Origin of the sequence: Serratia sp. TMDUHS_CL (assembly GCF_037137105.1) — a bacterium.
Classification (GTDB): Bacteria; Pseudomonadota; Gammaproteobacteria; order Enterobacterales; family Enterobacteriaceae; genus Serratia; species Serratia nevei.
On the sequence record NZ_JBBBDV010000013.1, the window covers coordinates 137,549 to 152,101 of the forward strand.

Genomic DNA, 14,553 nt, shown 5'->3' on the forward strand with positions numbered 1-14,553 from the left:
GCCCGCCGATGAATCCGCTGGTCTATTTCTCCAGCAGCTCGGAGAACACCCATCGGTTCGTTGAGAAACTGGGCCTACCGGCGATCCGCATTCCGATCGCCGGTGCCCGCAGCAAATTGCTGATGGAACAACCCTATATCTTGATCGTGCCCAGCTATGGCGGCGGCAGCGCCGTCGGCGCGGTGCCGATCCAGGTCATCCGCTTTCTCAACGTTCCGCAAAACCGTTCACACCTGCGCGGCGTCATCGCCGCCGGGAACACCAACTTCGGCGCAGCATACGGCATCGCCGGCGACATCATCGCCAAAAAATGCCAGGTGCCTTTTTTGTACCGCTTCGAGCTGCTCGGCACCGCGCAAGACGTTGAAAACGTTCGACAGGGAGTAACCGCATTTTGGCAACGACAGAACTGACCAGGCCCGAGACGGGCGCGCTGGATTACCATTCGCTCAACGCGATGCTCAATCTCTACGATGCGGAAGGCCGGATCCAGTTCGATAAAGATCGGCTGGCGGCGCGGCACTACTTCCTGCAGCACGTCAACCAAAACACCGTGTTCTTCCATAACCTGGAGGAAAAGCTGCGCTATCTGGTGGAGGAAGGCTACTACGAGCCGCAGGTGCTGGCGCAGTACGAATTCCCATTTATCAAGCAGCTGTTCCAGCAGGCCTACGCCAAAAAATTCCGCTTCGAGACCTTCCTCGGCGCCTTCAAGTATTACACCAGCTATACGCTCAAAACCTTCGATGGCAAACGCTATCTGGAGCGCTACGAAGATCGGGTATGCATGGTGGCGCTGACGCTGGCGGCGGGCGACACCGGGCTGGCGCAGGATCTGGTGGAGGAGATGATTTCCGGCCGCTTCCAGCCGGCCACCCCAACCTTCCTCAACTGCGGCAAACGCCAGCGCGGCGAGCTGGTCTCCTGCTTCCTGCTGCGTATCGAAGACAATATGGAATCGATCGGGCGGGCGGTGAACTCCGCGCTGCAGCTGTCGAAACGCGGCGGCGGCGTGGCCTTCCTGCTGAGCAATATTCGCGAGGTGGGCGCGCCAATCAAGCGCATCGAGAACCAGTCCTCCGGCGTCATTCCGATCATGAAAATGCTCGAAGACGCCTTCTCCTACGCCAACCAGCTCGGCGCGCGCCAGGGGGCCGGCGCGGTGTATCTCAATGCCCACCACCCGGACATTCTGCGTTTCCTCGACACCAAACGGGAAAACGCCGACGAGAAGATCCGCATCAAAACGCTGTCGCTGGGGGTGGTGATCCCGGATATCACCTTCGAGCTGGCGAAGAACAACGAAGAGATGTACCTGTTCTCACCCTACGACGTCGAACGGGTGTACGGCGTGCCGTTTTCGGAGATTGCCGTCAGCGAGAAATATCGCGAGATGGTGGACGACAAGCGCATCCGCAAGTCGCGCATCAACGCGCGCGAGTTCTTCCAGGTGCTGGCGGAGATCCAGTTCGAATCCGGCTACCCGTACGTGATGTTCGAGGACACCGTCAACCGGGAGAACCCGATCGCCGGGCGCATCAACATGAGCAACCTGTGTTCGGAGATCCTGCAGGTCAACCGCGCCAGCACGTATCACGAGGATCTGAGCTACGATCGCATCGGCAAGGACATCTCCTGCAACCTCGGCTCGCTGAACATCGCCAAAACCATGGACGCGCCGGACTTCGGCAAGGCGATCGAGACCGCGATCCGCGCGCTGACTGCGGTGGCCGACATGAGCGATATCCGCTCGGTGCCGTCGATCGCCGAGGGCAACCGCAGCGCCCGCGCCATCGGCCTGGGCCAGATGAACCTGCACGGTTACCTGGCGCGCGAGCGCATTTTCTACGGCTCGGAAGAAGGCATCGACTTCACCAACCTCTATTTCTATACCGTGGCCTATCACGCCATTCGCGCCTCGAACCGGCTGGCGATCGAGCGCGGCGGCGCCTTCGACGGTTTTGAACACTCCCGCTATGCCAGCGGCGAGTACTTCGACAAGTACACCGAACGCGACTGGCTGCCGCAAACCGAGCGGGTACGCGAGCTATTCGCCGCCGCCGGCATCGCCATTCCGGGCCGCGACGAGTGGCGCGCGCTGCGCCAGTCGGTGATGCTGCACGGGCTGTACAATCAGAACCTGCAGGCGGTGCCGCCGACCGGTTCCATCTCGTACATCAACAACGCCACCTCCAGCATCCACCCGATCGTCTCGCGCATCGAGATCCGCAAGGAAGGCAAGATTGGCCGCGTTTACTACCCGGCGCCCTACATGACCAACGACAACCTGGCGTATTACCAGGATGCCTACGAGATTGGCCCGGAAAAGATCATCGATACCTACGCCGCCGCCACGCAGCACGTCGATCAGGGGCTGTCGCTGACGCTGTTCTTCCGCGATACCGCCACCACCCGCGATATCAACCGCGCGCAGATCTACGCCTGGCGCAAAGGCATCAAGACCATTTACTACATCCGCCTGCGCCAGATGGCGCTGGAAGGCACCGAGGTGCAGGGCTGCGTGTCCTGCTCGCTGTGAGGCAACTTATGACGACCCTAACATCGGCGCCGCTGGTGCGCGCCATCAACTGGAACATCATCGAAGACGACAAGGATCTGGAGGTATGGAACCGCCTGACCTCCAACTTCTGGCTGCCGGAGAAGGTGCCGCTGTCCAACGATATCCCCTCCTGGGCCACGCTGACGCCGAAGGAGCAGCAGCTGACCATTCGGGTGTTTACCGGGCTGACGCTGCTGGACACCATCCAGAACACCGTCGGCGCGCCGGCCCTGATCGCCGATGCGCTGACGCCGCACGAAGAGGCGGTGTACTCCAACATCAGCTTTATGGAGGCGGTACACGCCCGCTCGTACAGCTCAATCTTCTCCACCCTGTGCCAAACGCCGGATGTGGACGATGCCTACCGCTGGAGCGAGGAAAACCGCGCGCTGCAGAAAAAGGCCGGCATCATTCTGGCCCACTACCGCAGCGACGATCCGCTGTTGAAGAAGGTTGCCAGCGTGTTCCTCGAGTCGTTCCTGTTCTATTCGGGCTTTTATCTGCCGATGTACTGGTCGAGCCGCGCCAAGCTGACCAACACCGCCGATCTGATCCGCCTGATCATTCGCGACGAGGCGGTGCACGGCTACTACATAGGCTATAAGTTCCAGAAAGGGCTGGAGAAAGTGGACGCCGCGCGGCGCCGGCAGGTGAAAAACTTCGCCTTCGACCTGATGCAGGATTTGTACGACAACGAGGTGCGCTACACCGAGGAGCTGTACGACGGCGTCGGCTGGACGGAAGACGTGAAAACCTTCCTGCACTACAACGCCAACAAGGCGCTGATGAATCTGGGATATGAAGCGCTGTTCCCACCGGCGATGGCGGAGGTCAACCCGGCTATCCTGTCGGCATTGTCGCCGAACGCCGATGAAAACCACGACTTCTTCTCCGGCTCCGGTTCGTCTTACGTCATCGGCAAGGCGGTCAACACCGAGGATGAGGACTGGGATTTCTGAGGGCTGGCTGGCCGTATCAGGAAAAGGCTTTCGCGGGAGTGCGACGTGTCGTGCTCCCGCGACTATGTGTTTTGCTTGAAGGCCGCACGCAGCTCAAGCCGCCGCCAAATAGCGCGTTTCTCCGCGTCGCTGGCGGTCGGCCAGGCGGCGATCTCCGCCCGCGTGCGCCGACATCCCCGGCACCGCTGGGTTTCGTCGTCGATGCGGCACAGGCTGACGCAGGGCGATCTCACGCCGTGCTGGAATTGCTGATTGTCGCCCGCCATAAACCGCCCTTGATGTGATGTGTGCCGCCACAGGATACCCGATCCTGCGGCGGCGCGTCGTCAATCAGATGATGCCGCCGTTGGCGCGCAGGGTTTGGCCGTTGATCCAGCCGCCGTCGTTCCCGGCGAGGAAGGCCACCGCCGCGGCGATATCTTCCGGCGTGCCCAGGCGCTCCAGCGGCGCCATCTTCGCCAGCCGCTCGATAAGCTCCGGGGTTTTACCGTCGAGGAACAGCCCGGTCGCGGTCGGCCCCGGCGCAACGGCGTTCACCGTGATATTGCGGCCGCGCAGCTCTTTTGCCAGCACGCTGGTCAGCGCCTCGATCGCCGCCTTGCTGGCGGCATACATGCCGTACCCCGGCTGCAGCAGCCCCACCACGCTGGAGGAGAAGTTGATGATGCGGCCGTTGTCGCGCAGGCGCTTCGCCGCCTCGCGCATCGTGTTGAAACTGCCTTTCAGGTTGATGTCGATCAGGCGATCCGCGTCTTCATCGCGCATGTCCGCCACCGGTGCCAGCGCCATCACCCCGGCGTTGTTGACCAGCACGTCGACGCCGCCAAACGCCTGTTCGGCGCTGTCGAACAATCGGGAAACCGCTGCCGCATCGCTGACGTCGGCTTTGGCGCCGAGCGCGCGGCCGCCCGCCTGTTCTATCTTGCGCACCAGTTCATCGGCCGGCGCCGGGTTGCCTGAATAGTTGATGATGACGGTAAAACCGTCGGCGGCCAGACGCTCGGCAATGGCGGCGCCGATGCCGCGAGATGCGCCGGTGACGATGGTGACGCGTTGAGTGGCGTTCTGCATAAGTCTCTCCTCCTGGGTCAGTGAGTTGTCATCATGCACCTTTCGGCACGGCGAATAATCCCCTATTCTTCGTTATCACTATCCGAAATAAACGAACAATTATGGACAGAATCGACGCTATGCGCCTGTTCACCCGCGTGGTAGAACAACGCAGCTTTACCCAGGCGGCGCAGGATCTGAACCTGCCGCGCTCCACCGTGACCGACGCCATCAAACAGCTCGAAGCCCGGCTGCAGGTCAGGCTGCTGCAGCGCACCACCCGCCACGTCAGCCCGACGCTGGACGGCGAAGCCTACTATCAGCGCTGTCTGAGCATTCTGGCGGACATCGAAGAGGCGGAGATGGCGTTCGCCGGCGCCAAACCGCGCGGGCTGCTGCGCATCGAGGTGCACGGCACGCTGGCGCGCCATTTTCTGTTGCCCGACTTGCCTGATTTTTTGGCGCAATACCCGGATATCGAGCTCTATATGAGCGAAGGCGATCGGCTGGTGGACGCGCTGCGGGAAGGCATCGACTGCGTGGTGCGCGTCGGCAAACTGCGGGACAGCGACATGGTGGCGCGCCGCCTGGGCGAGCTGGAAGAGGTGACCTGTGCCGCCCCGGCCTACCTGCAGCGCTTCGGCACGCCGCAAAGCCTGGACGATCTGCGCCATCACCGCATGGTGGGCTTTCGCTCTTCGGCGACCGGCGCGTTAATGCCGCTGGCGTTCACGGTGACGGGGCAAGCGCAGCCCATCACGCTGCCGGCGACGGTATCGGTCAGCGCGGCGGAGAGCCTGGTCGCCGCCGCCCGCGCCGGGTTGGGCATCATTCAGGTGCCGCGCTATCACCTGCGCGGCGATCTCGCCGACGGCAGCCTGTTGCCGCTGCTGCCGGATTGGCCTTCTCCTCCGATGCCGGTCTCGCTGCTTTATCCGCGCAACCGCCAGCTGTCGCCGCGGGTGCGCGTGTTTCTCGACTGGTTCAGCCGGGTGTTCGCCGAGCGGAACCGATAACAAGAGCGTGCGTTACAGCGCGCCGTAGTTCAACGGCACCCAGGTGTAACCGTCGCCCTGGCGGTTCAGATACCCCAACCCCGGGAACGACAGGTGTGCGCCGCCGACCAGTTCGCTCTGCCGCGCGCTGTCGCCAAATATCCGCAGCCGCTGAGCAACCGCCGCCTTGGCGTCGCTGTCAAAGCTGATAGCCACCTTCGGATGCGGCAACTGTACCGCTGCTACGTGGATCAGATCCCCCAGCAACAGCAGCTTTTTGCCCTGACTCGTCACCTGATAGACGCTGTGGCCCGGCGTATGCCCGTGGGCGGCAAAGGCGGCGATGCCCGGCGAAAGCTCGCCGTCGCCGTTGAATGGCTTAAAGTGCCCGGCCGCCTGATAAGGCTTGATCACCGCCTGGGCCCGTTCGAAGTTGCTTTTACTGCCCGCGCCGGCCTGTTTCAGTTTGTCCGCGCTTAGCCAGAAGTCCGCGTCCTGACTGGCGGCGCGCACCACCGCATTGGGGAATACCGCCTTGCCGTCGTGCGTCAGGCCGCCGAGGTGGTCCGGGTGCATGTGGGTCAGGTAGATCTCATCCACCTGCTCCGGCTGGTAGCCCGCCGCACGCAGGTTATCCACCAGCTTGCCCAGGCCGTCGCCCAGCAGTTGGCCGGCGCCGCTGTCGATCATCACCAGCTTATCGCCGGTATTGATCAGATAGGCATTGACCGAGGTGACCACCGGCAGGCTTTGATGCCGCTCGGCCAACCCGGCGGCGATCTGCTGCGGCGTGGTGTTCAGCAACAGCTTGTCCGCCGGCAAACGAATAATGCCGTCGGACAGCGCGGTCACTTCAAAGCTGCCCAGCATGATGCGATAAAATCCCGGCGTCGGGGTTTTGGCCTGCGGCGCGGCGGCCCCGGCCTGTAATGACATAACGGCCAGCGCCGCGCCCAGCAGACAACGTTTCCAGAACATGATGACTCCTTGCGAGAATTGGACAGCGCTAAGTATTGACGCAAAAGGCCCGATGCGCCTGTTTAATAAATGCCTTTGATAAATATATAAATAATATATTTATTATGAATAATTTTGTTTGCCGAGCCACACAACCCCAATCCATATTTTCTCGCTCGCCACTTGGTTATTTTTCTTACTCCCTAAACCAAGAGTGAGGAAATATCATGAACTATCAATTCGAAAATCTGGTCTTTGAAGGCGGCGGCGTAAAAGGCATCGCCTATGGCGGCGCGCTGGAATTACTGGAAGCCAAAGGCATCATGCCGCAGATCAAGCAAACCTCCGGCGCCTCGGCGGGCGCCATCGCCGCGCTGCTGGTCGGCCTGGGCTGCAGCTCGGCGGACGTCACCAAAATTCTGTCGGCGATGGATTTTAAAAAATTCCTCGATTATAACGGCGGCTTTTTCGGTACGCTCCAAGACGCCTACCGCCTGTTCAATCAATACGGCATCGCGCCCGGCGATTATTTCTATCAATGGTCGCGCGATATTATCAAGCAATATACCGGCAAGCCGGATATTACCTTCGAGCAGTTCGAAGCGATGAAGGCGGCGAAAGGGTTCAAGTCGATTTACTTTATCGGCGCCAACCTCAACAGCGGCCAGCGCGAGGTCTATTCGCATCGCACCACGCCGCGCATGAAAGTGGCGGACGGCCTGCGTATTTCGATGTCGTTCCCGTTCGCCTTCGTGGCGAAGAACAATACCCTAGGCGATCTGTGCTTCGACGGCGGCATGATCGACAACTACCCAGTGCGGCTGTTCGACTATGACTTTTCCGCCACGCCGCCTTATATCGACAGTTCCAGCCAGCGCATCAACACCCGCACCCTGGGCCTTCGCCTGGACTCCGCCGGCGAAATCGCCCAGGCCGCCGGGCAGGCCGGCCCGCGCACGCCGGTCAACAACCTGTTTGATTTCACCCTGGCGGTGGCCAACGTGATGCTGGACATCCAAACCAAGGTGCACCTGGACAGCGACGACTGGAAGCGCACCGTGTATGTCGACACGCTCGACGTCGGCACGCTGGAGTTCGGCATCAGCGAGGAGAAGAAACGCGCGCTGATCGAATCCGGCCGCCGCGGCGTAGAGCGCTACTTCGCCTGGTACGACGCCGCCATGAAACAGGCAGCGTAACCGGTATTATCCCTGCCCGCGCGTACGGCCGGCGCGCGGGCAAAAAAAATCCCCGCGGGGGCGGGGAAAGGCAAAGTAACGCTAAGGATTTATAGGAGTTATACGAAGAACTTGGCCAACACCAGCAGCGACAGCGAGACGTTGATAGCGCCCCCGATACGCGTCGCGATTTGGGCGAACGGCATCAGCGACATGCGGTTGCCGGCGGTGAGGATAGCGACGTCGCCGGTACCGCCCTGCCCACTCTGGCAGCAGGAGACGATCGCCACGTCGATAGGGTGCATGCCGATTTTCTTGCCGACGAAGAAACCGGTCGCCACCAGCGCGCTGACGGTTGTGACGATCACGATCAGATTCTGTACGGTGAACGCGTCCACCAGCTCCTGCCACGGCGTGATGGCCACGCCGACCGCGAACAGGATCGGATAAGTCACGGCGGTGCGGAAGAATTTGTACACCACCTGCGAGCCTTCCTGAATGCGCGGCGACACCCCGTGCGCCAGCTTCACCGCCACGGCGGCGAACAGCATGCCCACCGGCGCCGGCAGACCGATCAGGCGGTGCAGCAGCATGCCTACCATATACAGCAGGATGGCCAGCAGCGCGCCGCAGGCGATGGTGCTGACGTCCACCTTGCCGCTGATTTTTTCCACCGCGTTCATGTCGCTGTCGCCCTGCTTGCTCGGCATCAGGCTGCCTTCGCCGGTCAGGTGCGGATAACGCTTGCCCAGTTGGTTGAGCAGGCCGGCGATGACGATGGCAGTCAGGCTGCCGAGCATCACGATCGGCAGAATGCGCCCCAACGCCACGCCCTGCTCCATGTGCAGGATCGCCGCGTAGCCCATCGACAGCGGGATCGCCCCTTCACCCACGCCGCCGGCCATGATCGGCAGGATCAGGAAGAAGAAGATCTGGAACGGCTCCAGGCCCAGCGCCATGCCGACGCCCATCCCCACCAGCATGCCGACGATCTCGCCGCACAGCATCGGAATGAAGATGCGTAGGAAGCCCTGGATCAGCACCTGGCGGTTCATGCTCATGATGCTGCCGACGATGATGCAGCAGATGTAGAGATAAAGAATGTTGGTCGATTTGTAGAACTTGGTGGTCGACTCCACCACCACGTCCGGCAGCAGGCCGTAGTGCACCAGCGCAGAAGGAATGAAGGTGGCGCAGATCGCCGCCGCGCCCATTTTGCCGATCAGCGGCAGGCGCTTGCCGAATTCGCCGCAGGCGAAACCGAAGAACGCCAGGGTGGCCACCATCACCACGATATCGCTCGGCAATTTGCCTTCCAGGCAGTCGAGCAGAATCAATACGCCGGCCAGAATAAAGAACGGTAACGGAATAATCCCTACTTTATAATTGTCCAGTATCCGCCACCATTTCTCACGCAGAGGAATATCGGCGGCCTTGTCTTTGGCTACGAGGTAAGAATCATCTGTTGTGCTCATAATCTGGCCTCTTATTAGTTTGTTCAGCCATCATAGAGAAGCGCACGGATTATCTGCTGTGATTATGTTCAAAGTTAAAAAGGGTTTTTAATGGTGGTTATGGTTTCTATGGGGTTAATTAAGATTATGTAAAAACCGGCGTGGTTTTAATGGTGTTAATACCGTTTTTATTTTAAAGCTTATCAACTTTATCGCAGACGAACAATTCTTGTCCGGTTCACTCTAATCCCGTGTGAGGGATCACAAGTTGATCGGGCGCAATATAACAGACCCCGCTTCTCGTGATAGGGTAAGGCTTCAGGATCTCTTTACGGTGAAGCACCGCCATGCGCCTCAAACTCTCATTTCAAATCAAGCTGTTTCTGTGCCTGGTGGCCTTCTCCTGCCTGCTGCTGACCTGTATCGGCGCCTATACCTATTACCAGCTGGATGCGCAGCTGCACCGCGATCTCGGCGCCCGCGCCCAGGTACAGGCGCGGGAAATCGCCCTCATTCCTTCGCTGGTGGACGCAGTGGAGAACAACGACGACGCCCGGATCGCCGCGCTGATGAAAAAAATCCGCGCCAGCAGCGACGCCAGTTATATCGTCATCGGCGATAATCATGCCCGCCACCTTTATCATTCCGAATATGAAGGCCGCCTGGGCACGCCGATGATCGGCGGCGATAATAAAGAGGTGCTGGAAGGAAAAAGCATTATTTCCATTCGCAAGGGCGGCATTGGCGTTTCATTACGCAGCAAGGCGCCGATCGTGGATGAAAATAATCGCGTGATCGGCATCGTTTCCGTCGGCTATTTGAAATCGCATATCGATAATTTAAATGCCAGGACGTTGACGCAAATTATCGGCTCCATCGTCCTGCTGCTGATCGCCCTGTTCGTCTTTTCCTGGCTGCTGTCGAAAAACCTCAAGCGCCAGATGTTCTGGCTGGAGCCGAAAGAGATCGCGCTGCTGGTTCGCCAGCAAAAAGCGCTGCTGGAAGCCATCTATGAAGGGGTGATCGCCATCGATCCGCAGCTGCGGATCATCACCATCAACCATGCGGCGCGCGAGCTGCTGGATCTGCACCAGCCCGCCGCCGGCTTGCTGGGCCGGCCGATCGGCGACGTGATCCAGGCGCAGCCGAACTTCTTCGCCGCCGCGCAGCTGGGCCAGGATACGCATGACGAGGTGTGCCGCTTCAACCACGTGCGGGTGATCGCCAGCCGGGTGCGCATCATGCAGGAACAGGAGCTGCAAGGCTGGGTGATCAGCTTCCGCGACAAGAACGATATCAATACCCTGAGCAGCCAGCTCAGCCAGGTGAAACGCTATGCCGACAACCTGCGCATCATGCGCCACGAGCAGCTGAACTGGACCGCCACGCTGGCCGGGCTGCTGCATATGCAGCGCTACGACGAGGCCATCCGCTACGTGGAGGCCCAGTCGGAGGGCGCGCAGGAAATCCTCGATTTCATCTCGCAGCGCTTCAGCTCGGCGGCGCTGTGCGGCCTGCTGCTGGGCAAATACTCCAGCGCCAGAGAAAAAGGCATCGAGCTGCGCTTCGATCCGGCCTGCCAGCTGCGGCAGATCCCGGCGGCGCTGAATGAGACCGAACTGATGTCGATCGTCGGCAACCTGTTGGATAATGCCGTGGAGGCGACGCTGCACTACCCGGCCCCGCACGAAGCGATCGAGCTTTATATCAGCGACGGCAGCGACGAGCTGGTGATCGAGGTGGCGGATCGCGGCACCGGCATCGCCGAGGAGATTCGTGATACGCTGTTTGAACAGGGCGTCACCACCAAAGCGGATAAAAGCGACCACGGCATCGGCCTGCATCTGGTCGCCAGCCACGTGGCGCAGGCGCACGGCAGCATAGAAGTGTCGGACAACGAGCCGCACGGCGCGATATTCTCTATATTTATCCCTAAATAAAACCCATAACCCGATTTTTTGAGCACCCGATTATGTCACACCAAGCACTGGACGTTCTGATCGTGGAAGACGAGCCGCAACTGGCGACGCTGCACGCGGAGTTCATCGAGAAAAATTTCAACCTACGGGTGGTGGCTTACGCCGCCACGCTGGCCGAAGCGCGGGCCAAAGCCAATACGCATCAGCCGCGGCTGATTCTGCTGGATAACTTCCTGCCGGACGGCCAGGGCATCGAGCTGATGGAAGAACCGGCGGTGAAGAACCCCGCCTGCTCGGTGATCTTCATCACCGCCGCCAGCGACATGCATACCTGCAGCCAGGCGATCCGCAACGGCGCCTTCGACTACATCATCAAGCCGGTGTCTTACAAGCGGCTGCGCAATTCGCTCGAACGCTTCATGCAGTTTGTGCAGACCCAGCGCACCTTCAAGATTATCGATCAGGACAACGTCGATGCGCTGTACAACCTGCAGTCGAAGCAGTTCTCCAGCGAGCCGAGCGCCAAAGGCATCGAAACCAATACCCTCGAGCTGGTGCAGGCGCTGTTTATCGCCCAGCCGGCGGTGGCGCATGCGGTGGAAGACGTGGTGGAGCAGGTCGGCATCAGCAAGACCACCGCCCGCCGTTATCTGGAATATTGCGTCGCCACCCAGTTCGTGCGGGTGGAGATGCTGTACGGCAATATCGGCCATCCGCGGCGGCTGTATCGCAAGGCCTGAGGCTGCCATCTGGCTGTCATATTACGGCGATAACATAGCGCCCGACGATATCCCCCTCGATATCGGCACCTGTCGTTAAAACTGATGAAATACTGATGACTTTTGCCCGGCCTCTGGTCGGGTTTTTTATTATCCGAACGGCAGACGCAGAAGCGAAATATCCCATTGCTTCACGCCGCGTTATTTCCCCCAAAACCAATCCATTATGGCGAATAACGGCCGTCAATTTTGAGTCGCGGGCCAAATTACCATAACTAATTAAAACCTTGATGTAAACCACTAATATCCCATTTAAACGACATTCAGGGTTGTCTCAGATATTCACTGTGTTAGGGTAAAAAGCTCTTTTATTTTGCTAAGGACAGCTCATATCGCTTTAATTAAACCAGAGGAAACAGCAAATTGCATGGCAATTAAACTTGAAGTAAAGAACCTGTATAAGATATTTGGCGAACACCCGGAACGCGCATTCAAACTGCTGGATAAAGGTCTGACAAAAGATCGGCTGTTTGAAAAAACCGGCTTATCGCTCGGCGTAAAAGACGCCACTCTGGCCATTGAAGAAGGCGAGATATTTGTCATCATGGGGCTCTCCGGTTCCGGCAAGTCCACCCTGGTACGCCTTCTCAATCGTCTGATAGAACCCACCCGCGGTCAGGTACTGATCGACGGTGAGGACATCGCCAAAATATCCGACACCGCGCTGCGCACCGTGCGGCGAAATAAGATCAGCATGGTATTTCAGTCATTCGCGTTAATGCCGCACATGAATGTCCTGAATAATACCGCCTTCGGTATGGAATTAGCCGGCATACCGCTGCAGGAGCGCCAGGAAAAAGCGCTGGATGCCCTGCGCCAGGTCGGGCTGGAGAATTATGCGCTGTCTTATCCGGATGAATTATCCGGCGGTATGCGCCAGCGCGTGGGATTAGCCCGCGCCCTGGCCAATAACCCGGATATATTATTGATGGACGAAGCCTTCTCGGCGCTCGATCCGTTAATTCGTACCGAAATGCAGGATGAGCTGGTGAAATTACAGGCCCAGCATCAACGCACCATCGTGTTTATTTCCCACGATCTGGACGAAGCGATGCGCATCGGCGATCGCATCGCCATCATGCAGGGCGGTGAGGTGATCCAGGTCGGTACCCCGGACGAGATCCTGAATAACCCGGCCAACGACTATGTGCGCACCTTCTTCCGCGGCGTGGACATCAGTCATGTGTTCAACGCCAAGGATATCGCCCAACGGCGCCCGGTGACGCTGATCCGCAAAACCCCCGGTTTTGGCCCCCGTTCGGCGCTGCAGCTGCTGCGCGATGAGGACCGGGACTATGGTTATGTGGTTGAACGCGGGAAGAAATTTATCGGCGTGGTGTCGATAGAGTCGCTGAAAAAGGCGCTGTCCGCCAATCAAACGCTGGACGATGCCCTGCTCGAGGCCCCCGCCGCCGTGCCGGCCGACACGCCGCTCAGCGATCTAATCTCCCTGGTCGCCCAGGCGCCGTGCGCGGTGCCGGTGGTGTGCGAAGAACATAACTATCTCGGCATCATCTCCAAGGCCATGCTGCTGCAGGCGTTGGACAAGGAGGGCTCCGCCAATGAGTGATACCACGCAAACCCAAGATCCCTGGGCTACCGCACCGGCCGATACCGGCGCCGCAAACGATGCCGCCGCCAACGCCGGCGACGCCTGGTCCAGCGCGCCGCCGCCGGCCGCCCATGACGCCGCCGCGTCAGGCGCCGATTGGCTCAGCGGCGCCCCGGCGCAGCCGGAACACTTCAGCCTGCTCGATCCGTTCCACAAAGCCTGGGTGCCGTTCGACGCCTGGGTCACGCAAGGCATCGACTGGCTGGTGCTGCACTTCCGCCCGCTGTTCCAGGGCATCCGCGTGCCGGTGGACATGATCCTGAGCGGCTTCCAGCAATTGCTGCAGGGCATGCCGGCGCCGATCGCCATTCTGGTGTTCTCGCTGCTCGCCTGGCAGGTCTCAGGCCTCGGCATGGGCGCCGCCACGCTGCTCTCCCTGGTTGCGATCGGCGCTATCGGCGCCTGGTCGCAGGCGATGGTCACGCTGGCGCTGGTGCTGACCGCGCTGTTCTTCTGCATTCTTATCGGCCTGCCGCTCGGCATCTGGCTGGCGCGCAGCAAGCATGCCGCCAAGATGATTAGACCGCTGCTCGACGCCATGCAGACCACCCCGGCCTTCGTCTACCTGGTGCCGATCGTCATGCTGTTCGGCATCGGCAACGTGCCGGGCGTGGTGGTGACCATCATCTTCGCGCTGCCGCCGATCGTGCGCCTGACCATTCTGGGCATCAAGCAGGTGCCGGAGGATCTGATCGAGGCCGCCGAATCCTTCGGCGCCAGCCCGCGCCAGCTGCTGTTCAAGGTGCAGCTGCCGCTGGCGATGCCGACCATCATGGCCGGCGTTAACCAGACGCTGATGTTGGCGCTGTCGATGGTCGTCATTGCCTCGATGATCGCCGTCGGCGGTCTGGGCCAGATGGTGCTGCGCGGCATCGGCCGGCTGGACATGGGCCTGGCCGCCGTCGGCGGCGTCGGCATCGTGATCCTGGCGATCATTCTCGATCGCCTCACCCAATCGCTGGGGCGCGATCGCCGCAGCAAAGGCATCAGCCGCTGGTATCGCCGCGGCCCCATCGGGCTGCTGACTCGCCCGTTCATCAAACAGGCCTGACGCTTTTCCCGCCGGCGGCTGCGGCCCCGGCGGGCTATG

At 60.3% G+C, this 14,553-nt stretch carries 14 protein-coding genes; 9 read left to right on the forward strand and 5 right to left on the reverse strand.

Annotation, left to right across the window (positions count from 1 at the left end; all coding sequences use genetic code 11):
- Positions 1-8: 8 nt before the first annotated feature.
- From nrdI to nrdF, 3 genes are read left to right on the forward strand one after another with little or no spacing between them, the layout of a single operon-like run.
- Complete coding sequence (gene nrdI, locus WCL58_RS21075; protein WP_070913750.1) at positions 9-413, forward strand: class Ib ribonucleoside-diphosphate reductase assembly flavoprotein NrdI; 405 nt, start codon at positions 9-11, stop codon at positions 411-413.
- Positions 395-2,539, forward strand: a complete 2,145-nt coding sequence (gene nrdE, locus WCL58_RS21080; RefSeq protein ID WP_141960023.1) for a class 1b ribonucleoside-diphosphate reductase subunit alpha — start codon at positions 395-397, stop codon at positions 2,537-2,539. Before nrdI ends, nrdE begins: the two co-directional genes overlap by 19 nt.
- An 8-nt stretch (positions 2,540-2,547) precedes the next feature.
- Positions 2,548-3,519, forward strand: coding sequence for a class 1b ribonucleoside-diphosphate reductase subunit beta (gene nrdF, locus WCL58_RS21085; RefSeq protein ID WP_038872807.1), 972 nt, complete (start codon positions 2,548-2,550; stop codon positions 3,517-3,519).
- A gap of 62 nt (positions 3,520-3,581) precedes the next feature.
- On the opposite strand, the gene WCL58_RS21090 is transcribed toward nrdF, so the two are convergent.
- Together WCL58_RS21090 and WCL58_RS21095 are read right to left on the reverse strand one after the other, a co-directional pair.
- The gene (locus WCL58_RS21090; RefSeq protein ID WP_060425090.1) at positions 3,582-3,785 is read right to left on the reverse strand and encodes a DUF1289 domain-containing protein; all 204 of its coding nucleotides are present in this window, start codon (positions 3,783-3,785) and stop codon (positions 3,582-3,584) included.
- 64 nt (positions 3,786-3,849) lie between these two features.
- Positions 3,850-4,590 carry an SDR family oxidoreductase gene (locus WCL58_RS21095; protein ID WP_060441091.1) on the reverse strand — a complete coding sequence of 247 codons (741 nt, stop codon included), beginning with the start codon at positions 4,588-4,590 and terminating at the stop codon, positions 3,850-3,852.
- A gap of 101 nt (positions 4,591-4,691) precedes the next feature.
- On the opposite strand from WCL58_RS21095, the gene WCL58_RS21100 reads away from it, so the two are divergent.
- The gene (locus WCL58_RS21100) at positions 4,692-5,585 is read left to right on the forward strand and encodes a LysR family transcriptional regulator (RefSeq protein ID WP_197658742.1); all 894 of its coding nucleotides are present in this window, start codon (positions 4,692-4,694) and stop codon (positions 5,583-5,585) included.
- A 12-nt stretch (positions 5,586-5,597) separates the two neighbouring features.
- Here the strand turns inward: WCL58_RS21100 and WCL58_RS21105 are convergent, their stop codons facing one another.
- Positions 5,598-6,542: an MBL fold metallo-hydrolase gene (locus tag WCL58_RS21105; RefSeq protein ID WP_336851562.1), complete on the reverse strand. Its 945-nt coding sequence runs from the start codon at positions 6,540-6,542 to the stop codon at positions 5,598-5,600.
- 206 nt (positions 6,543-6,748) lie between these two features.
- On the opposite strand from WCL58_RS21105, the gene WCL58_RS21110 reads away from it, so the two are divergent.
- Entirely contained in the window at positions 6,749-7,720 is a 972-nt protein-coding gene (locus WCL58_RS21110) for a patatin-like phospholipase family protein (RefSeq protein WP_336851563.1), read from the forward strand.
- A gap of 98 nt (positions 7,721-7,818) precedes the next feature.
- Here the strand turns inward: WCL58_RS21110 and WCL58_RS21115 are convergent, their stop codons facing one another.
- Positions 7,819-9,174, reverse strand: a complete 1,356-nt coding sequence (locus tag WCL58_RS21115) for a 2-hydroxycarboxylate transporter family protein (RefSeq protein WP_033635692.1) — start codon at positions 9,172-9,174, stop codon at positions 7,819-7,821.
- 326 nt (positions 9,175-9,500) lie between these two features.
- Here WCL58_RS21115 and WCL58_RS21120 point away from each other — a divergent pair, with 326 nt between their 5' ends.
- Complete coding sequence (locus WCL58_RS21120) at positions 9,501-11,093, forward strand: sensor histidine kinase (protein ID WP_336851564.1); 1,593 nt, start codon at positions 9,501-9,503, stop codon at positions 11,091-11,093.
- A gap of 32 nt (positions 11,094-11,125) precedes the next feature.
- Positions 11,126-11,812, forward strand: a complete 687-nt coding sequence (locus tag WCL58_RS21125) for a response regulator (protein ID WP_048234594.1) — start codon at positions 11,126-11,128, stop codon at positions 11,810-11,812.
- Between the two features lie 16 nt (positions 11,813-11,828).
- On the opposite strand, the gene WCL58_RS21130 is transcribed toward WCL58_RS21125, so the two are convergent.
- A complete protein-coding gene (locus WCL58_RS21130) occupies positions 11,829-12,092 on the reverse strand; it encodes a hypothetical protein (RefSeq protein ID WP_139159287.1) in 264 nt (87 codons plus the stop codon).
- Between the two features lie 126 nt (positions 12,093-12,218).
- Between WCL58_RS21130 and proV the strand changes: the two genes are divergently transcribed.
- Positions 12,219-13,421 carry a glycine betaine/L-proline ABC transporter ATP-binding protein ProV gene (gene proV, locus WCL58_RS21135; protein WP_084827238.1) on the forward strand — a complete coding sequence of 401 codons (1,203 nt, stop codon included), beginning with the start codon at positions 12,219-12,221 and terminating at the stop codon, positions 13,419-13,421.
- A complete protein-coding gene (proW, locus tag WCL58_RS21140) occupies positions 13,414-14,514 on the forward strand; it encodes a glycine betaine/L-proline ABC transporter permease ProW (RefSeq protein ID WP_336851565.1) in 1,101 nt (366 codons plus the stop codon). The genes proV and proW overlap by 8 nt, the downstream gene beginning before the upstream one ends.
- The last annotated feature ends 39 nt before the right edge of the window (positions 14,515-14,553 follow it).